Annotated in this window: 15 protein-coding genes and 2 tRNA genes; 8 read left to right on the top strand and 9 right to left on the bottom strand. The window is 64.4% G+C overall.

Features of this window, described 5'->3' with window-relative positions:
* Nucleotides 1-9: 9 nt before the first annotated feature.
* The 5 genes from HWN36_RS04940 to HWN36_RS12250 all read right to left on the bottom strand — a co-directional run bounded on the left by HWN36_RS04940 (nucleotide 10) and on the right by HWN36_RS12250 (nucleotide 4,258).
* Nucleotides 10-840, bottom strand: a complete 831-nt coding sequence (locus HWN36_RS04940) for a class I SAM-dependent methyltransferase (protein ID WP_176788341.1) — start codon at nucleotides 838-840, stop codon at nucleotides 10-12.
* A 53-nt stretch (nucleotides 841-893) separates the two neighbouring features.
* Nucleotides 894-1,031, bottom strand: coding sequence for a hypothetical protein (locus tag HWN36_RS11795; protein WP_218133192.1), 138 nt, complete (start codon nucleotides 1,029-1,031; stop codon nucleotides 894-896).
* 179 nt (nucleotides 1,032-1,210) lie between these two features.
* Complete coding sequence (locus tag HWN36_RS04930; protein ID WP_176788339.1) at nucleotides 1,211-2,044, bottom strand: META domain-containing protein; 834 nt, start codon at nucleotides 2,042-2,044, stop codon at nucleotides 1,211-1,213.
* A 429-nt stretch (nucleotides 2,045-2,473) separates the two neighbouring features.
* Nucleotides 2,474-2,558, bottom strand: a tRNA-Ser gene (locus HWN36_RS04925).
* A gap of 98 nt (nucleotides 2,559-2,656) precedes the next feature.
* Nucleotides 2,657-4,258: an RNA-guided pseudouridylation complex pseudouridine synthase subunit Cbf5 gene (locus HWN36_RS12250; RefSeq protein WP_343044926.1), complete on the bottom strand. Its 1,602-nt coding sequence runs from the start codon at nucleotides 4,256-4,258 to the stop codon at nucleotides 2,657-2,659.
* Between the two features lie 88 nt (nucleotides 4,259-4,346).
* Here HWN36_RS12250 and HWN36_RS04915 point away from each other — a divergent pair, with 88 nt between their 5' ends.
* Nucleotides 4,347-5,555, top strand: a complete 1,209-nt coding sequence (locus HWN36_RS04915; RefSeq protein ID WP_176788338.1) for a tripartite tricarboxylate transporter permease — start codon at nucleotides 4,347-4,349, stop codon at nucleotides 5,553-5,555.
* Here HWN36_RS04915 and HWN36_RS04910 read toward each other — a convergent pair.
* The gene (locus tag HWN36_RS04910; RefSeq protein ID WP_176788337.1) at nucleotides 5,552-6,466 is read right to left on the bottom strand and encodes a calcium/sodium antiporter; all 915 of its coding nucleotides are present in this window, start codon (nucleotides 6,464-6,466) and stop codon (nucleotides 5,552-5,554) included. The two genes, HWN36_RS04915 and HWN36_RS04910, sit on opposite strands and share 4 nt — an antisense overlap.
* Nucleotides 6,467-6,536: 70 nt before the next feature.
* On the opposite strand from HWN36_RS04910, the gene HWN36_RS04905 reads away from it, so the two are divergent.
* The 3 genes from HWN36_RS04905 to HWN36_RS04895 are packed head-to-tail and all read left to right on the top strand — an operon-like array spanning nucleotide 6,537 to nucleotide 8,727.
* Nucleotides 6,537-7,382 (top strand): NOP5/NOP56 family protein, encoded by an 846-nt coding sequence (locus HWN36_RS04905; protein ID WP_176788336.1) that lies wholly within the window; start codon nucleotides 6,537-6,539, stop codon nucleotides 7,380-7,382.
* Nucleotides 7,379-7,984: a fibrillarin-like rRNA/tRNA 2'-O-methyltransferase gene (locus tag HWN36_RS04900; protein WP_176788335.1), complete on the top strand. Its 606-nt coding sequence runs from the start codon at nucleotides 7,379-7,381 to the stop codon at nucleotides 7,982-7,984. The genes HWN36_RS04905 and HWN36_RS04900 overlap by 4 nt, the downstream gene beginning before the upstream one ends.
* A gap of 20 nt (nucleotides 7,985-8,004) precedes the next feature.
* Nucleotides 8,005-8,727, top strand: coding sequence for a DUF1614 domain-containing protein (locus HWN36_RS04895; protein ID WP_176788334.1), 723 nt, complete (start codon nucleotides 8,005-8,007; stop codon nucleotides 8,725-8,727).
* Between the two features lie 51 nt (nucleotides 8,728-8,778).
* On the opposite strand, the gene HWN36_RS04890 is transcribed toward HWN36_RS04895, so the two are convergent.
* The 3 genes from HWN36_RS04890 to HWN36_RS04880 all read right to left on the bottom strand — a co-directional run bounded on the left by HWN36_RS04890 (nucleotide 8,779) and on the right by HWN36_RS04880 (nucleotide 10,526).
* The gene (locus HWN36_RS04890; RefSeq protein WP_176788333.1) at nucleotides 8,779-9,627 is read right to left on the bottom strand and encodes a TIM barrel protein; all 849 of its coding nucleotides are present in this window, start codon (nucleotides 9,625-9,627) and stop codon (nucleotides 8,779-8,781) included.
* Nucleotides 9,628-9,677: 50 nt separating this feature from the next.
* A tRNA-Gln gene (locus HWN36_RS04885) sits at nucleotides 9,678-9,750 on the bottom strand.
* A gap of 50 nt (nucleotides 9,751-9,800) precedes the next feature.
* Entirely contained in the window at nucleotides 9,801-10,526 is a 726-nt protein-coding gene (locus tag HWN36_RS04880) for a thymidylate synthase (RefSeq protein WP_176788332.1), read from the bottom strand.
* 318 nt (nucleotides 10,527-10,844) lie between these two features.
* Between HWN36_RS04880 and HWN36_RS04875 the strand changes: the two genes are divergently transcribed.
* The 4 genes from HWN36_RS04875 to HWN36_RS12245 all read left to right on the top strand — a co-directional run bounded on the left by HWN36_RS04875 (nucleotide 10,845) and on the right by HWN36_RS12245 (nucleotide 17,479).
* Entirely contained in the window at nucleotides 10,845-13,262 is a 2,418-nt protein-coding gene (locus tag HWN36_RS04875; RefSeq protein WP_176788331.1) for an MEMAR_RS02690 family S-layer glycoprotein, read from the top strand.
* Nucleotides 13,263-13,614: 352 nt separating this feature from the next.
* A complete protein-coding gene (locus tag HWN36_RS04870; protein ID WP_176788330.1) occupies nucleotides 13,615-13,926 on the top strand; it encodes a nucleotidyltransferase family protein in 312 nt (103 codons plus the stop codon).
* Between the two features lie 612 nt (nucleotides 13,927-14,538).
* Complete coding sequence (locus tag HWN36_RS04865) at nucleotides 14,539-16,086, top strand: AMP phosphorylase (RefSeq protein ID WP_176788329.1); 1,548 nt, start codon at nucleotides 14,539-14,541, stop codon at nucleotides 16,084-16,086.
* Nucleotides 16,076-17,479 (top strand): PEGA domain-containing protein, encoded by a 1,404-nt coding sequence (locus tag HWN36_RS12245; RefSeq protein ID WP_176788328.1) that lies wholly within the window; start codon nucleotides 16,076-16,078, stop codon nucleotides 17,477-17,479. Before HWN36_RS04865 ends, HWN36_RS12245 begins: the two co-directional genes overlap by 11 nt.
* Nucleotides 17,480-17,634 lie beyond the last annotated feature (155 nt).

Raw genomic sequence — 17,634 nt, 5'->3', positions numbered from 1 at the left:
TTCTCCCCCTCACCTCTTTTCCCAGCGTATCATCGCCTGCCGCCGCCGTTTCCGGTGGAGATACCCCCCGGCGCCGTCGGGCTCGAGCATTGCGGCGAAATGTTCGGTGATCGTCCCGAGGCTCTCCTTCGGGGCCTCGTGGAGCGTCGCCCATCCCTCTGCAGCCTCTTCGGGCGAGGCGTACCGGTTTGTCAGCACGACGTCGTAGACCGTCACGTCGGCGTAGATCTCCCTGTCGTGGAGGATGTTTATGATATAGGAGTAGTCAGGGTAGCCCGCGTCCTCCCCCTCCCCGCCGAACACCGCCTGCCTGAGGGCGATCTCCGCCGGGGTGCGCCACTCTCCCGCGTGCCAGAAGAGGCAGACAGAGCGGCTGGCGGTGGCGTCGATCTTCTCCAGCGCCGCCCCGAGGTCGTAAAAGCCCAGGGAGTATGCGGCGACCACGACGTCGTGCTCCTCGACGTTCTCTCCGATCGCCGCCTCTTCCCACCGCATCCTGATGCACGAGTAGTTCGTGAGCCCTTTTGCCGCCATGCCGGCCGCGAGCTTCTCAAGCATCCGCTCAGACGGGTCGAGGGCGGTCACGTGGGCGGCGACCTCTGCCATCGGGACGGCGAGGCGGCCGGTTCCCGCACCCATGTCGAGCACCCGGTCGCCCGGGAGGAGGGCCATCATCCCGACCTCCTGCGCCGCGATCGCCGCCTCGTCGTTCACCGCCTGTTCATAGGCGGCCGCTTTTTTGTCCCATGCGGCGCCGGGGTCGCGATCTTTCCCTTTCCTGCGGGGTGCGGCGGCATAGACCGCCTTCCAGAGTTCGTTCCAGTCGATGATCCGGTGCATGGCGGTGGATGGGCCGCAGGGGTTGATAAGCGAGCTGGGAGAAGTGGTCTTCCTTAACCGGCGGAGATCCCCGGAGGCTCCTCGCCATCCCCTGCAACGGCCCTGAAAAAGGTGTAGGTGAAGGTCCCGTCCTCCTCTTCCGTTCTCCTGAGGGCCGCGATGCCGCGCTCCCACTCGCCGGGCGTCACCATCCCGGCGGCGAGCGCCCGCTCCCTGGTGCCCCTCTGTTCTCGCCTCCGCTCAATACAGCGGGAAGGGGGCCAGGTTTGAGATCCTGGTCCCCGGCCAGGTATGGCGACACCTGGAATGAGCTCCGTTCCGATACGGCGGGGGAATATGCCTCCCCTTAAACCGGATTCCGGCATAACGCTCAGGCCTCTGCCCTGAAGGTGAGGGCCCGGACACCGCTCTCATCGAGGAGGTCGAGCCGGTCACCTTCGATGGCGTACCTCTTCACGTCCCCGAGGAGGTTGAGGTACGTGGTCTCCTGCTCCATGATCCCTTCCGCGGTGCAATGCATCTTCGTCGACCCGATCTGGCCGATCGAGAGCGAGGCGCCCGAGAGGGTGCAGGTGGCGAAGTAGCGGTTGCACCCGGCCGAACCGGTGAGACTCCCGTCTTCCCCGAAGATGGCGGTGATCATTGAGCCTGCGACGACCGAACTGACGGTGTCGCCGCTGTAGAGAGATTCAAGGGTCCAGGTTGTCCCGATGAGGGGTGCTGGCCCGGACGGTGTGGCCTTTTCGAAGACGAGGATGACGGTGCGGTTTATGTCGCTGAGGGTCAGCGTGTCGCCCTCGACCGCAAAGGAAGCCGCTGTGCCGAGGAGTTTGAGGTACGCCGTCTCCTGCTCCATCACGCCGGGTGTCTCACAATACATCAGCGTCGAGACGGCCGGGCCGATGGCAATCGCCGTGCCCGTTTCCGTGTACCGGGCGGAGTAGTGGTTGCACCCGGCCGAGCCCGAGAGGGTGGTGTTGTCGGTGAAGGCCAGGGTGACCATCGTTCCCTCGAGGGTGCTCTTCATCGAACCGTCCTGTTCGTATGAGAGGAGGTTCCAGGCCGTGCCGTCCAGTACGGCCGTCGGAGCGGTGGCGTTGTCCTCCCCTCCTGGAGCCTGCCCGGTGCAGCCGGCGGCAAGGAGGCAGGCGGCGAGGACGACGGCCGTCGCCGCGAGGGTCGGGGTGTATCTTCGTGGTCGCATGCTCAGGGATGGGCGGCGTGCAGAGATATAGGATCCCATGGCTGCGGGAATATTCGCAGTTATACGGGTTTTAAATTGCGATTCGGGGCCCATTTTTATTTTTCAGGGGTGTGGATGCGGGGAGGATCCGGGCTCAGCACTTCGCTTGAATGGTTGAGGCGGCCATCAGGAGATCAACCCCTCGGCTTCCCTTCGCGTATCTTCGCGTGAGCGTTGTGCACGGTGGGCGATAGAACCTCACGCGAAAAGAGGCGAAGCCGCGAAGTCCGGTGTCCGGGTGCTGCCAACGCCGTTCGAAGGCGTCGCGCGAGACCGGAGTGCTCGATGGTCAGGGCGGCAGAGAGAGGTCTGCCGATCTGGATAGGAGCCGAATCACAGGAAGGGATCAGAAGAGTATCATGAACAGAAGAATTGAACGTGATTTCAAAACGCTGAGGGGGAGATTTGAACTCCCGAGGGGCTCAACGCCCCACGGGCTTTCCAGGCCCGCGCCATACCACTAGACTACCTCAGCACTGCGCCTTTAACTATTCGCTTCACCTTTTTTTAAGCCTATCCCCGCGGCCGTGCCGGCCGGCCCCCTGCCGGTGGGAGTGCGGGCGGGCCGGGCCCTCACGCTTTTTTCTGGCCGGCCTTCTTCGTCCAGCCCCGCGGGTAGGTGCCAGCCGCCATCATCACGGCCTTCGGCGCGAGCACCAGCCCGGTATCGCCGGGTTTGTAGGCCTCTGCATCGACGAGCGCCTCGCCCAGGCAGACCAGTTCGTCCCTCTCTGAGATCACTGCCACGAGGTCCCCTTTGCGGTACTTCGTCTTCGAGAGCACGCCGACCCCGGCGAGTTTTGCTCCGTGGCAGATGGCGTCGATCGCCGTGTCGCGCACCACGATCCTGGGCATCTCGCCGACGCCCAGCACCGGTGGGAGGATGATCCTGCTGAGGGCCGTCTCATCGCCCGCCGCCGCGGCGACGCAGGCGTCCCTGATCGCGTGGAGCGTCAGGGCCGTATCCTCGGTGAACAGGCCCGACCTCGTCCGCCTCAGTTCCTGCATATGGGCGCCGGTCCCGAGGGCGAGGCCGAGGTGGTGGCAGAGCGACCTGATATAGGTGCCCGCGTCGCAGACCACCCTGAAGAGCACGACCCGCCCGTCGACGTCGAGCACCTCGAGGTCGTGGATCTTCCTGATCCGCAGCGACCGCTTCACGGCGCTCTGCCTGGGCGGGCGCTGGTAGATCCGGCCGACAAACTCCCGGGCGGTCTCCTCGATCTCTGCACGGTCGGCATCGCCGTGGATGCGCATGGCGCAGACGTACTCCTTCTGCTCCCGGAGCAGCACCGGGGCGAGGCGCACCGCGGGGCCGAACATCACCACGAGCACCCCTGAGACCTGCGGGTCCAGGGTCCCGGCATGCCCGACCTGCACCCCGAGCATCTTGCCCACCCATGCGGCGACCTGGTGGCTCGACGGCCCACGCGGTTTGTCCACCACGACAAGCCCGGCCTGCGGCACGCCTGGCAGGTGTTCGGTCGTCGCTCTCTTCCCGCCCCTGAGGTCCAGGGCCGCAAGCGTCCCGGCAAGAGAGCCGTCCCCGACCACGTCAGGGACGACGCCCGCCGTCTCCATCGCCTGCGCCGTCACCCTCCCGATGGCGACAACGATCTGCCCCTCCCGCCGCTCCCACCGCGCCGTGGTAAACGACGAGGCGCTGGTGAAGAGCACGGCGTCGGCGCGGCCGGTATCGAGGGCCTCGCCCGAGGGCACCAGGTCGTAGACCTGGTACTCGCAGGCCTCTCCTCCGGCGTCCGCGATCGCCTGCATCAGGCCCGGGTTCGGCACCGCCGCTCGCGGGATCCCGACCCGTTTGCCCTGCAGCCATGCCCCCATGTGCGGGGCGAAATCAGCCGAGTAATAGGTGGGCAGGGTCTCGGGCTCAAGGCCGCTCTCTTCGAGGGTCCTGGCCGTTTGCGGCCCGATGGCGACGATCCGGGTCGGACGCGGGAGGTGAAGGCGCGGGGCGACGACCGCCGCGGGCAGGGCGCTCGTGAAAAAGATGCCGTCGAAGACCCCGGCGTTTGCGTCCTCTACAAACCGGCCGACGGCCTCTTCGCGGAGGTCGGCCCTGAGGGGCGAGACCGTATAGCAGGTATGGCCGAAGCGGGCGCAGACATCGGCGTCGTTCCCCGCCTTCTCTGCCAGGCGGGTGATCGCAATCAACATTGCTGGAATGTTCGGTGCGGGAGGGATATCACGGTTTCCCCCGGATCGATTGCGCAGGATATATATCGGGCCGGGCCGATCTTCCCGTGTGATCGTCCCCCTCATCGTCGGCACGCTTGCAGGCGTCGCCCTCGGGATCGTCAGCGGGCTCGTGCCAGGGGTGCACGCCAACACGATGGCCGGCCTCCTCCTCTCGGTCGCCCCCCTCCTGGTCGGGATCCTCGGCACCCCGGTGCTCGCCGCGGCGCTGGTGGCGGCCCTGATCACCCACACCTTCCTGGACTGCGTCCCCTCCACCTTTCTCGGCGTGCCCGATGCCGACACGGCAGTGATGGTCCTGCCGGCGCACGCCCTCTGCCTTGAGGGGCGGGGCGCCGAAGCGGTGCGGATCTCGGCCTTCGGCAGCGCCAGCGCCGTCGTGTGGGCGCTCCCCTTCTGCCTCCTCTTTCTCGTCCTCCTCCCCGCACTCCAGCCCGCGATCGACTGGGGGATCGGCCTCCTCCTCCTTGCGGTCGCCTGCTACCTCGTCGTCTTCTCGGAGTCGCCGGAATGGGCCGCCGGGGTCTTTCTCGTCTCCGGGCTCCTCGGCCTCTTCACTTTCAGGTACGCCTTCCTCGCCTGGAACGGCGGCGACGCCGTGCTCATGCCCCTCCTCTCCGGGCTCTTCGGCGTCGCCGTCCTCCTCTCGGCCTCGGGCGGTGCGATGCCCCCGCAGAAGAAGGGAGGCGCCGTCCCCCTGACGCGGGCGTTCGTCCGCTGCTCGTGTGCGGGCTCGGTCGCCGGCGCCATTGTCGGGTGGCTGCCCGGGCTCTCCAGTGCCACCGCAAACGCCGTCCTCGCCTCGGCGATCGACTACGGCGACGACCGCGCCGGGTTCATCCTTGCCACCAGCGCCGCAAACACGGCGAACGCCTTTCTCGGCCTCGCTGCCCTGTACGCCCTGGGGCGGATGCGCAACGGGGTGATGGTCGCCCTTGGCACCCTCGATCTTCCGCCGTTCTCGTTCCTTCTCTTCGCCGCCGTCCTCTCGGCGGCCGTTGCCTTCGGCGTCACCATGCTCTTCTCCGGGACGGCCGGGCTCTTTGCCCGCGTCCCCCTCGGGCCGCTGAACGCTGCGGTGATCCTCTTCGTCACCCTCCTCTCGTTTGTCCTCTGCGGCCCGTTCGGGCTCTTCATCCTCGCCGCGGCGACCCTGCTCGGCCGCGTCCCGGCGCTCGTCGAGGTCAGGCGCGTCTCCTGCATGGGGGCGATCATGGTGCCGGTGATCCTCTCCTCCCTGGGGATACCGGTCCTCTAGATCATCCCGAAGATGAAGGCGATGTACACCGCATAGGCCGCCATCAGGCCGACGGCCCAGATCCGCGTCCAGCGGTCGCTGCCCAGGAAGAGGGGGATCACCGCCACGGAGAAGGCGGCGACGATCAGGGTGTCGGTGAGGTTTGCCACCGGCACCGGGCGGATCAGCGCCCCGATCCCCATCACGAAGAGGAGGTTGAAGATGTTGCTCCCGAGCAGGTTTCCGACCGAGATCCCGTCCTCCCCCTTCATGATGGCGACGAGCGAGGTCGCCAGTTCAGGCAGGGAGGTCCCGACCGCCACGATCGAGAGGCCGATGACGAGGGTGGGGATCTGGAAGAACCCGGCGATCGCCACCGCCCCGTCGATGACGAGCTGGGAACCGATGACGACGGCGGCAAGCCCCCCGATAGTGAGGAGTATGTCCCGGCGGCCGTGGCTCGGGATCACGCCCTCCGCGATCGCCCCGCCGCCCCGCGTCATGACGAAGAGGATCACGGCAAAGGCGGCGAGCATCACGAGCCCGGCCGGGAGGTCGAGGACGCCGCGCAGGGCGCAGAGGCAGAAGACCCCGGTCGCTGCCAGCATGAGGGCGGTCTCGCGCAGGTTTGCCATGCCGCCGCTGACGAGTGCCGGTCTGATAAAGGCGCAGAGGGCGAGCACGAGGGCGATATTTGCGATGTTGCTCCCGAGGACGTTTCCAAGGGCGATTCCCGTGTCGTTTGCGATGACGGCGTTGACGCTCACCACGAATTCGGGAAGGGAGGTGCCGAATGCGATCACCGTGAAGCCGATGATCGCCGGGGAGACGCCGAACCGCGCCGCAAGACCGCTGCCGCCGCCGACGAAGAGGTCGGCGCCCTTGATAAGGAGGGCGATGCCTGCGAGAAACAGAATAACTTCGAGGATCATTGTGAGTTCCCGTTGTTATGGGGCTTCGCGCCTGATATGTTAATGCTCCCTGAGCCCCTATACCTGCAGGATGGAGCGTTACTGGTTTGGGGAGATCGAGGACGGCCGGTGCCGGCCGGTCGAGGCCGATCCTGCAGCGGTTGCCCGCCGGCTTGAGGAGCTGGGGCCGTCTCTCCAGCGGCCCGACTGGACGCTGGCGCAGTCCTGCGGCGTGGTGGAGGACCGGGCCGGCTACATCGCCCTGCTCGGCCGCTCGTGCATCGAGCTGGCGCGGGCGCAGGTGGCGACCGAGCTCTCGGGTCCTGATGTCGAGCTCCTGCAGATGGTCAGGACGCTCGACGAGACCGATCATGTGGTCAACCTCCTGCTCGAACGCGCCGTCGACTGGCAGGCCGTCCTCGACCCGGGGTTCACGAGAAAGTACCGGCAGGGGGGCAAGGCGCTTTCGGGGCGGATCCGGCGGAGCCCGTCGCCGGCCCTCAGGCAGGTCGGCGCTGAGATCGAGAGCCTCGGGGAGATGCGGACGCGGCTGATGCGCGAGGTCTCCCGCCGGGCTGATCAGGTCATGCCCAATACGAGTGCGCTTGTCGGCGGGCTGGTGGCGGCGCGGCTGATGGCCGAGGCTGGCGGTCTTCTGGCGCTGGCCAGGATGCCGGCCGGGACGATCCAGGTGCTCGGGGCGCGGACGGCTCTGTTCTCGCATATCCGCGGCGGGGCGCCGTCTCCGAAGCACGGCGTGATCTTCCAGCACCGGCGGGTCCATAATGCGGGCAAAGAGGTGCGGGGCCGGGTGGCGCGGGTGCTGGCGGCGAAGCTTGCGATTGCCGCACGCATCGACCTGTACCGCGGGGAGCTCGACCCTGCATTCATCGACCGGGCACAGGCGCGCATCGATGCCGCCGGGGTGTCGGCATGATCAGGATCGGCGGCGTGCTGGTCTCCCCGGGGGAGGGAGGCGTCTACGGCGAGCGGATGATCGGGAGCTACCGGGTCTGGGACCCGCGCCGCTCGAAGCTCGCCGCCCTCGCCCTGCTGGGGAGCGAGACCGATCTCGCTCCCGAAATGCGGGTGCTCTACCTCGGGGCGGCGAACGGCACCACCGTCTCCCACGTGGCCGACTACGTGGAGGTGGTCTATGCGGTCGAGTTCGCCCCGCGCCCGATGCAGGACCTCCTGGAGGTCTGCCGGAGGCGGAGGAACATCGTCCCGATCATGGCCGATGCCGGGCGGCCCGAGCGCTACGCCGGGATCGTGGAGGGGGTGGACCTGCTCTACATGGACGTGGCGCAGCCCGACCAGGCAGGGATCGCCCTGCGGAACATTCCGTTCCTGCGGAAGGGCGGCACCCTCGTGCTGATGCTCAAGACGCGCAGCGTCGACGTCACGCAGAGCCCGCAGGACGTCCTCGAAGAGACGGTCCGCACCCTCACGGCCGGAGGGCTCGCTATCAGGGAGACCCGCTGGCTTGAGCCCTATCACCGGGACCATGCGGCGATCGTCTGCGAAGCCATCAAATAGGATCTCTCCCTCTCCTTTTCATGGGCAGATGCATCTTCAACCCGTTCAGCCTCATCATGATGGCGTTTCTCTTCGCCGTCCTCATATTTCTCATTCCGCTGCTGTTCCTGAGCGTCATCGGGGGAGCGTTTGCGAAACTCGGCTTTCAGCCGTGGACCGTTCTTCTGATCCTGATCCTGACGCTCTTTGGCAGCCTGGTCAATATCCCGCTCACCACCGTCCAGAGCGGGCCGGTGCGGATGGAGAAGACCTATAATCCCTTTTACGGCTGGGTCTACCGCATCCCCGAGGTGGCGCCGGAGACGACGGTGGCGATCAACCTGGGCGGGGCGCTGATCCCCCTCTTGATCTCGCTCTACCTTCTCGCAGAGTCGGTGATCCTCTCGGGCGGCTACACGATCCTGGCCCTGGCGCTCGTCGGCACCCTGGTCGTGACGCTGGTCACCAACCGGGTGGCGCGGCCGGTGCCGGGCCTCGGGATCGCCACGCCCTTTTTTGTGCCGCCGCTGGCCGCCCTGCTCGTGGCGCTCGTCCTCTCCGGGTTCGCCGGCGGCTCAACGGTCGCCGTGATCGCCGCCCCGGTGATCGCCTATATCTCGGGCACGCTCGGGACGCTCATCGGCGCCGACCTCTTGAACCTCCGCCGCCTCGGCGAACTCGGGGCGCCAATGGTGAGCATCGGGGGCGCCGGGACCTTCGACGGCGTGTTTCTGACCGGCGTGCTCGCGGCGTTTCTGGCGTGAGGCCGGGAAGGGCCGATTCTTTTTTTCGGGCCGGGCGGGAACGCAGGTATCTTATAGGGCGCCCGCGCCCGGGGCATTCCATCGCCTGAAGAGGGCGTCGAAGAGGGCCACCTGCCGGTCGTAGACGCGGGGATCGTTCTCTTTGTACTCGAGGCTGACGTCGATTGCCGGGTGCGCGGCGATGAAGGGGACGATCACGCCGAAGTCGAGCCCCCCGTCAGGGTGGTCGAGGGGGAGGTGCTCGTCGGTGATGGAGCCTCTCCTGCTGTTGGAGAGGTGGAAGAGCCTGAGTTCGAGGGCGCCGAAGGGGGCCAGGAGGTCGGCGAAAGGGCGGGAGAGATAGTTTGCCGTGCAGAAGAGGTGGGGGAAGTCCAGGCAGAAGCCGCGGATCTGCCCGCCGCCGAGGGCGGCGAGGTCGCCTGCCTCGTTGCCGAGGAGGGGGTAGTCGGCGTAGATCGAGGGGAGGTTTTCCAGGATGAAGCGGGGGTCGAAGTGGTCGTCGAGGAATGCGGCGAAGGTCGCTTCGGCCTCGTCCCGCCGGCCCGGGAGGTAGCGGCCCGTGTGGAGGACGATGGTATCGGCGCCGGTCTGGTCGGCCGCTTCGGCCGTCTGTGCGAGGGCCAGTTCGATCCAGGCTTCAATCTCTGCAGGGGAGCGATCGTCATAGGCCGTCGGTGCGCAGGGGTTGACCCCGTGGGCGTGGTGCGGGGCGTGGATGACGACCTGCACGCCGGCGTCTGCGATCAGGTCGAGATGATCCCGGAACGACCGTTCGTCCCCCGGGATGATCTGGACCTGGATGTGGTCGATCCGTCCTTCGTGATAGCGTGCGGCGAGGGCGGCAAAGGTCTCTTCGTCGTCGATGCGCACGCCCGCGCCGATCCTGTACGGCCGGTCCATGATGATTATGTGGCCGCTGCTCTGGCATCAGTCTGTCGGAAAAGAAAGAGTAGCCCGGAGCAGATTCGAACTGCTGTCGGGGGATCCAGAGTCCCCCATGATTGACCGCTACACTACCGGGCTGTGTGCCTTAATCTGTTCGCTCTTCGGGGTTAAAAGGGTGACGGATTGCGTCAGACCTGGCGCGAGCGCGCACACCGCCCGCACGCCCGGCAGACCTCGGGCATCGGAGCGATTTCGGTGCCTTCTTTGCAGAACGGGGGGATGTCGTTTACGTCCCGCCGGTAATAGATGTGCGGCACCAGGGAGATGTGGGTGTAGGCCCCGCAGGGGATCTCCAGTTCTTCGGCGATCGCCTTCTGCAGGTGGGCGAGGGCGAACATGTTTGCGCCGGCGGCGCTGAGCATGTCGTTGCTCCTGAAGACCACCTTCATCTGGAGTTTGCCGTCGCGCACGACGCACTGGACGAGCTGGAGGCAGGGGCAGTCGTGGAGGGTCTCGTCCACCGGGGGGTTCCAGGTGATCGCAACAGCCCGCCGGCTCTCCGGGGCCTCCCGCAGCTTTTTGACGATGTACCCGATCTGGTCGGCGTGGACTGCCGCGCCTTCGGCGCAGAGCCCCTGCCCCCAGTCGAAGAGGCGGCCGTGGTAGTCGTACTCGAAGACCGAGTCCGAGCCGTGGAGGAGGGCGTCGGCGTAGGAGTCGAGGAACCGGCGCCCGAAGCGCGAGCGTCCGCTCGCCATCGGTTCGGCGAACGGGTCTTCGACGGTGATCGCCGTCTCCTCGAACTCCACCGTCGCCTCGCCGTCCTCGGTGTCGAGCACATAGCCCTTCTCCAGGATCATCTTCACCACCAGCTCGTGCGCCCGTCCGAGGGAGGGGGCCCTGATCACTCTCATGGAGAAGAATTGGCCGGGCCCGATAGATGAGTGTTTGCCCGTTTGGTGTGGTGGCGCGAGAAATGTTCGGAGATGGTCCGGCGCTGCCGTCCCTCCGTTTTCAAAAAATGGATATTATCGGGTGATATCGGATTTCAGGGTGAATGCGCCGTCTGACGCCCCTCCTCCCGGCCGCACAACCACAAAGGATATATTAAGTGTTACACTAATAATGTCGTATATTCCGGCAATCGGAGTATTGGGCATGGTGAATCCGTATTCGACATCTGTCGAAGAGGGCTCGTCTGCTCACCACGTTTACGTTAAAGGAGGAATTGAATGAAGAGTACATCTAAGATGATGGTTATCGCCGCAGTGCTGCTCCTTGCCGCTGCGATGCTGGTTATGCCGGCGTCCGCAAGGGTTGTAGCGAACGGCGGAACCGTCTTTGACTACGAAACTGGTCTCAACCTCTCCGCCTTCGTGGCGAACGGCGACCAGCTCGCTAAGTACACCGACGATGACCCGACCAAGGGTCAGATCTTCTCGGTCCCGGTCGCCAACGCAACCGCGTTCGACCTGACCCAGATCGACATGCAGGGCAACTACGGCACGTACTTCCACGTCCAGAACCTTACCCACAAGATCTACATCCGTGACCCGACTGTGTCTTTCAACGCAGTTCTTCAGGATGACGTCACCTCGTCCATCGCCGGCAAGACGGTGACCAAGAACACTGTCATCGCCTTCCGGTTCGACGCCACCGAGGTCGGTACCTACCTCACCGGTGCGGATGTCGCTACCGTGAATGTCGAGATCGTCACCCCCGGCGGCGGTACGATCCGTCAGATCAACAACGCTACAGGTGTTCCCCAGGTCTTTATGGATCTCCGGCTGGACGCCCCGCGGACCTACTTCAACAACATCGACATCAGCCAGCTTGAGGCAGGCACCTACACCGCAAAGGCCGTCTGGGCCACCCCCCAAGGCTTTGCCGACTACGCCACCGACTCGAACTCCGTGAGCTTCACCGTCGCTTCGAAGGAGATCTCCATCGTCTCCAACAAGGAGAACGTTGTCAGGAACAACCCCTTCGTCGTGACCATCACCGGTGACTCCAAGACGAGATACTACCTGTACATCAAGGACGCCAGCCTCACTGCGGCGAACCAGTACCCGACCATCAAGCCGGGTCAGCCTGATGTGAACATCACCAACGTCGCCTTTGTGCCCTTGATTGGCCCCGCTGCCGCCGCCACCCTCGCCAACAACGAGCGTGCCAAGATCGGCGGTGTAATCGTCAACTCGACCGGCGCCATTGTCAACACCACCGCCGGCGGCACCCGCTCTGTCGAGTTCGGCACCACTGCCACCACCGACGACAAGACCTTCACGATCAAGATCGTCGACCCGGCCGACGCCTCCAAGTACGATGAGGTCAAGGTCAAGGTCGAAGAGGGCGAAGTCACCATCACCGCCGAGGGCGCAGGCTCCTACTACCTCGGTGAGGAAGTCAAGCTCTCCGGCACCAACACCGACAGCGACAACGTCTACCTCTTCATGACCGGTCCGAACCTCGGCACCGACCTGAATGGTGTTGCCCTGAACAACCTCAGCCGCGACGCCTCTGCCGGCAACTATGTTGTCCGCGCTGTCGAGTCCGACGACACCTGGGAATACCGCTGGGACACCGCGGCTCTCTCGGGCACTGGCTCTATCCTTGACGCCGGTACCTACACGATCTACGCGACCAGCAACAACGTTGACAGCAACGGTGCCTTCGTCTGCAAGAACCGTCTCTCCGACGTGAAGTACCAGACCTTCTCGGTCGTCTTCAAGGCGCCCTACCTCTCGCTCAACGACATCGGTGCCGTTGTCGCGAAGGGCGACGAGCTGAAGATCACCGGCGTTGCGGAAGGCAAGCCCGACCAGGTCCGTGTCTGGATCTTCGGCAAGAACTACCGCAACCTTGGCGCTACCGCCACCGTTGAGGACGACGGCTCCTTCGAGTACACCCTCGAGCGCGCCGACACCCAGGCCCTGGCCACCGGCCAGTACTTCGTCGTGGTCCAGCACCCGATGACCGACGGTATCTTCAACGTCATTCCGTCCCCGACCGCCTCCCAGCCCTTCCGGATCACGGATGCGCAGGGCAACGCCATCGACCTCGGCAGCCTCGCTGCCTCTGAAGCCGCCACCGCCGTTGTAGAGGCGCTCAACTCGCCGAACTGTGACGACACCTACCGCAAGGTTTCCTTCACCCTTGAAGAGGCCTGGATCAGGATCGACGCCATCGGCGACAAGGCCGTCGGCGACAAGTTCACGATCACCGGCACCACCAACCTCGCGGTCGGCAATGACCTAATTGTCGATGTGACCTCGGCGTCCTTCGCCGCGTCCACCAAGGACCAGGCGACCTCGTTCTCCGGCTCCTCCGGTACCGTGGTTGTCGCTGAGGGCACCGACTACAACACCTGGTCCTTCGCCGTTGACGCCTCCAGCTTCAAGGCAGACCAGTACTCTGTTAAGGTCGAGTCGATCGATGCCGACGTGACCACGAGCACCACCTTCAACGTGCTCGAGGGCGTCGCCACCACCGTCCCCGCGACCACTGCACCCGTGACCACCGCTCCGGCGACCACCGTCCCGGCGACCACCGCTCCGGCGACCACCCCGGTCTCTCAGCCCGGCTTTGGCGCGCTGATCTCCCTGATCGGCCTCGGCGCTGTTGCGTTCCTGGTCATGCGCAGGAACTAATCCCCCTTTTTTTCTTGTAATTTTCCCGCGGCGCTGATCCTGGCCGCGTTTGTGTTGTGATTCTGTTTTTGCATGGTGCCGGGGGATGACCTCGCCGGTTCCTGTGCGAAACCTGCCCGTCGTCTCTGTGTGGACTCACGCTCTAGGGGCGAAAAGAGGCGAAGAGAGGATTTGATCGAGGCACGAAGCGAATCCTTTGGGATGCAATTCCACTGCGACACCTTTGTGCCGATATCGTGCAGGGTGCCTTTTGCGATCTCATCATGAAGGGTCGCGGGTGGACCATGGGAGGGAAAAACCATATCTCCCTGCCCGTACCACTCCATCGTACCAGAGGAGGGAAGAATAGGGAATGCACCGGATCATCGCAGAGAAAATGTCGGAGATCGTTGAGATTTGCCGGCGTCACCGGGTAAAAACCCTTGAACTCTTCGGCTCGGCGGCCGGGGAGAATTTCGACCCCGAAAGGAGCGATCTCGATTTTATCGTCGCCTTTGAGCCCATGCCGCCTGCTGACCATGCTGATGCCTATCTTGACCTCGCACTGGACCTCGAGGCGCTGTTCGTCCGCCCCGTCGATCTGGTGGAGATGGCGCCCCTCAAAAATCCCTATTTTTTGAAGGCGATCGAAGAATCAAGGGTACCTGTCTATGCTGCGCCGTGAGATCGGGAAGTACCTGCCGCCGCTCCGGCCCTGGTGAAGAGGATACTGGACGATCTTTTGTCTGGAAATCAATGAGGGTTTTTGTCGTTCTTCTTCGGGGGATGAGGTCACATTATAGACTCTTCGCTGTTTCATGTAGGTAACGCTTTCACACGTGCCTATCGATCAACCGCCTTCCCCACGCTGCACGCCGGGGGTTGCACCCCCGGACCCCCGCGCACGATTGGACCGGGAAGGCACACACGGTATCCTGAGGGATTACGCCCATCCCCCCTATCGCAGATCAGCGGGGCAAGCCAGCCTCCAGGCACCAGCACAGGGATCAACTCCTTTTAATCTGGAAACACTCCTCGCCCTCTCAATCGCGACCTGCTTTGTGAGGTCAGCCCATTATCCCGTGTCGCCTGAGAGGAGTCAAATGAAGATATCAGGGCTACCCACACACAGTAGCGAAGAGCCACATTATAGCACCTTCGCGTGAATGGGCACCCAAACATTCATCCACGGTCATGTTTTGCACCTAAGGGTCCGCATCCTCAAACACTCTTTCCGGCACTCTTTTCTGGGTACAATGCCGATACCCTTTAGAGAAGAGAGGAGCATCTCTATTCCATGAAGCTTACAACCAAATCGATCGATATCGAGAACCGCGGCGTCCTTCTCCATGCCGGCGACGCCCGGGAGATCAGCGTGCGGGACGGCGACCGCGTGGAGGTGAAGAACCACATCACCGGCGAGTCGGTCTCCGCCTTTGTCGATACCACGGCCTCCATGATCCCGCAGGGCGTGATCGGCATCTACCGGCCGACGCAGGTGCGCATCGACGTCCTGGAGGGCGCCGAGGTGGAGGTGCGGGCGGCCGACCGCCCGGCGACCCTTGACTTCATCAAAAAGAAGATGGACAACCAGCGCCTCGACAAGGAAGAGACCCTCGCCATCATCAGGGATGTGGTGGACGATGTCCTTTCGCCGAGCGAACTCACGGCATACATCGTCGCCACTTACACAAACCCCCTTGACATGGACGAGGTCGAACACCTGACGCGGGCGATGGTGGAGACCGGGGAACAGCTCCATTTTCCCTCGTACCCGATCGTGGACAAGCACTCCATCGGCGGGGTGCCCGGGAACAAGATCAGCCTCCTGATCGTCCCGATCATCGCCGCCGCCGGGCTCAAGATCCCCAAGACCAGTTCCCGCGCGATCACCGGGGCCGCCGGAACGGCAGACCTGATGGAAGTCCTCGCCCCGGTGGCGTTCTCCGCCCTCGAGGTGCAGCAGATGACCGAGAAGGTGGGGGCCGTGATCGTCTGGGGCGGGGCGACGAACATCGCCCCCGCGGACGACCGGTTCATCACCGTCGAGTACCCCTTCAAGATCGATGCGCGGGGGCAGATGCTCGCTTCGGTGATGGCGAAGAAGTTTGCGGTGGGTGCGAACCTGGTCGCCATCGATATCCCGGTCGGGGAGCACACGAAGGTGCCGAACGCCGACGAGGGGCGGAAACTGGCGCGGGAGTTCATCGACCTCGGCGAGCGCCTCGGGATGCGGGTGGAATGCGCCCTCACCTACGGCGAGTCCCTGGTCGGGCACACCATCGGGCCAAAGCTTGAGGCGAGAGAGGCCCTCGCCGTCCTGGAAGGGGCGACCGAGCCGAACTCGCTCATCCAGAAAAGCCTCTCTCTTGCCGGCATCCTGCTTGAGATGTCGGGCAAGGCGGCGCCGGGGCAGGGCTATGCCGCGGCGCAGGAGATCCTCTCTTCGGGCCGGGCACTTGAGAAGATGAAGCAGATCATCGAGGTGCAGGGCGGCGATCCGTCGGTGACTTCGGCCGATATCGTCCCGGGTGAATTCCAGTTTGTCGTGAACGCCCCGGCGACCGGGTATGTGGTGGAGCTGAACAACAAGGCCCTCATCAGCCTGGCCCGCGCCGCCGGGGCCCCGCAGGACCAGGGCGCCGGGGTGTACATCCACGCGAAGAAGGGGTCGCGGGTGCGGAGCGGCGAACCGATCTTCACCGTGTACGCCGACCGGAAATGGCGCCTCCAGAAGGCGCTCGAGGAGGGCCGGCGGCTCATGCCGGTCGTTGTCGAGGGCATGCTCATCGATCGGGTGCCGGGTCGGCACTGGGGTGCGGGAGGTGATGTGCGTGGCGTATAAGGTCCCGCACCGTCTCCTCTTCTCCCTCATCGCCCTCGCCCTTCTCTGCTCTGCAGTCCAGGCGGTGACCCTCACGGTCACGGTGAAGGACTACGAGAGCGGTTCGTATCTCAGCGGGGCGTCGGTCTATGTCAGCGGCACCTATGTGGGCAAAACCGGCTCGTCCGGGACGTTCGACTATGCGCACTCTCTCACCTCGGACTTCAGCCTGAAGGTGACGAAGTCCGGGTATGCGGACTGGTCTGAGTGGATCGACTACGATGATACCTCGGTGACGGTCAGGGTGAAAAAGACCACCGTGGACCTTGCGGTGGTCGTCTACGACGCCGATACCGTCAAGCCGATCAGCGGGATCAGGGTGGCGATCACCGCAAAGGGGAGCGGGAGCGTCGAGTCCGAACGGACGAACTCTGCCGGGAAGGCGGTCTTTGACGTCGACGCGAGCGAGACCTACACGGTGGGGATCGATGCCGACGATTATGAAAGCCTTGAACGGGAGATCGAGATGGACGGGGAGAGCAGGAACGTCCAGTTCTGGCTCTACCCTGCCGGCCGGTTTGCCTTCAGGGTGCTGGATGCGCAGGACCAGAGCCCGATCGCCGGTGCCGAGATCAGCATTGGCGGCACCGTCAAGGGCGTGACCGGGAGCGAGGGAACGCTTGCCACCGTCCTCGACCAGGGGAGGTCCTACCAGGTGAAGGTAACGCACACCTCATACCAGGAGTACCTGCAGGAGGTGTACATCGGTGAAAACGCCGTTGTCACCGATATCTTCCTGAAGAAGGCCACCTATCCGGTCTTTATCTCAGTCTTCGACGAGGAGACAAAGCCGGTGGAAGGGGCGACGGTGACGGTCGACGGGTCGCGTGCGGGCGTGACCGACCGCTATGGCAGGCTCAGCCTCGGCCAGGTGGTCGGAGGGAGCCATACGGTGGCGGTGAAGGCGGACGGCTACACCTCCTGGGAGGGTACCTGCACGCCGGGCGCCACGGGTGCCGATCTTGCGGTCGAACTGGCCTCTGTGCCGGTCTCCCTCTCGGTGCTGACCGAGGACGCCGACCATGCGGCGCTCTCGGGCGTTACAATCGGGGTGAACGGCGCCTCGCAGGGAGTCACCGCGGCGGACGGCAGGCTCGTGCTCAGCCTCAAGCCCGGCACCTACAATATTTCCGGCTCTCGTGAAGGCTACCTGACCGCATATGCGGACCGGACGCTGGCGGTCGGGTCGTCCGGGGAGTCGGCGATCCTGACGCTCAAGCCCGAGGGGCCGACGCCCATCGTCGTGGGGGCGGCCGCCCTCATCCTGATCGTCCTCCTGCTGGCCGGCGTGGTCGTCACCCGCAGGATCAGGATGGTCGGGCGCCGGCGGCGGCCCGGGCAGAAGGGTTTCTAGATCTTTTTCTTTTTTTTCAGGGCCTTTATTCCAGTTGATTCCCCTGATGTTTCTAAGGGTTGTTCTTTTTGACTGGATCCGGAAAAATTGCTATTTTTATGAATATTATATCATATCGCCGTTGCGTGATAAATAGATATATTTATATAATAATT

Source organism: Methanofollis tationis (genome assembly GCF_013377755.1).
Taxonomy (GTDB): Archaea; Halobacteriota; Methanomicrobia; order Methanomicrobiales; family Methanofollaceae; genus Methanofollis; species Methanofollis tationis.
This window is presented reverse-complemented; position numbering and strand designations above follow the sequence as displayed.

Coding starts and splice junctions, on each gene's coding strand:
- HWN36_RS04930 (WP_176788339.1), bottom strand. CDS start 2,044: ATGCGACCACGAAGATACACCCCGACCCTCGCGGCGACGGCCGTCGTC.
- HWN36_RS04870 (WP_176788330.1), top strand. CDS start 13,615: ATGCACCGGATCATCGCAGAGAAAATGTCGGAGATCGTTGAGATTTGC.
- HWN36_RS04910 (WP_176788337.1), bottom strand. CDS start 6,466: ATGATCCTCGAAGTTATTCTGTTTCTCGCAGGCATCGCCCTCCTTATC.
- HWN36_RS12250 (WP_343044926.1), bottom strand. CDS start 4,258: ATGTTGATTGCGATCACCCGCCTGGCAGAGAAGGCGGGGAACGACGCC.
- HWN36_RS11795 (WP_218133192.1), bottom strand. CDS start 1,031: ATGGTGACGCCCGGCGAGTGGGAGCGCGGCATCGCGGCCCTCAGGAGA.
- HWN36_RS04890 (WP_176788333.1), bottom strand. CDS start 9,627: ATGGACCGGCCGTACAGGATCGGCGCGGGCGTGCGCATCGACGACGAA.
- HWN36_RS04900 (WP_176788335.1), top strand. CDS start 7,379: ATGATCAGGATCGGCGGCGTGCTGGTCTCCCCGGGGGAGGGAGGCGTC.
- HWN36_RS04905 (WP_176788336.1), top strand. CDS start 6,537: ATGGAGCGTTACTGGTTTGGGGAGATCGAGGACGGCCGGTGCCGGCCG.
- HWN36_RS04875 (WP_176788331.1), top strand. CDS start 10,845: ATGAAGAGTACATCTAAGATGATGGTTATCGCCGCAGTGCTGCTCCTT.
- HWN36_RS04895 (WP_176788334.1), top strand. CDS start 8,005: ATGGGCAGATGCATCTTCAACCCGTTCAGCCTCATCATGATGGCGTTT.
- HWN36_RS04940 (WP_176788341.1), bottom strand. CDS start 840: ATGCACCGGATCATCGACTGGAACGAACTCTGGAAGGCGGTCTATGCC.
- HWN36_RS04865 (WP_176788329.1), top strand. CDS start 14,539: ATGAAGCTTACAACCAAATCGATCGATATCGAGAACCGCGGCGTCCTT.
- HWN36_RS04880 (WP_176788332.1), bottom strand. CDS start 10,526: ATGAGAGTGATCAGGGCCCCCTCCCTCGGACGGGCGCACGAGCTGGTG.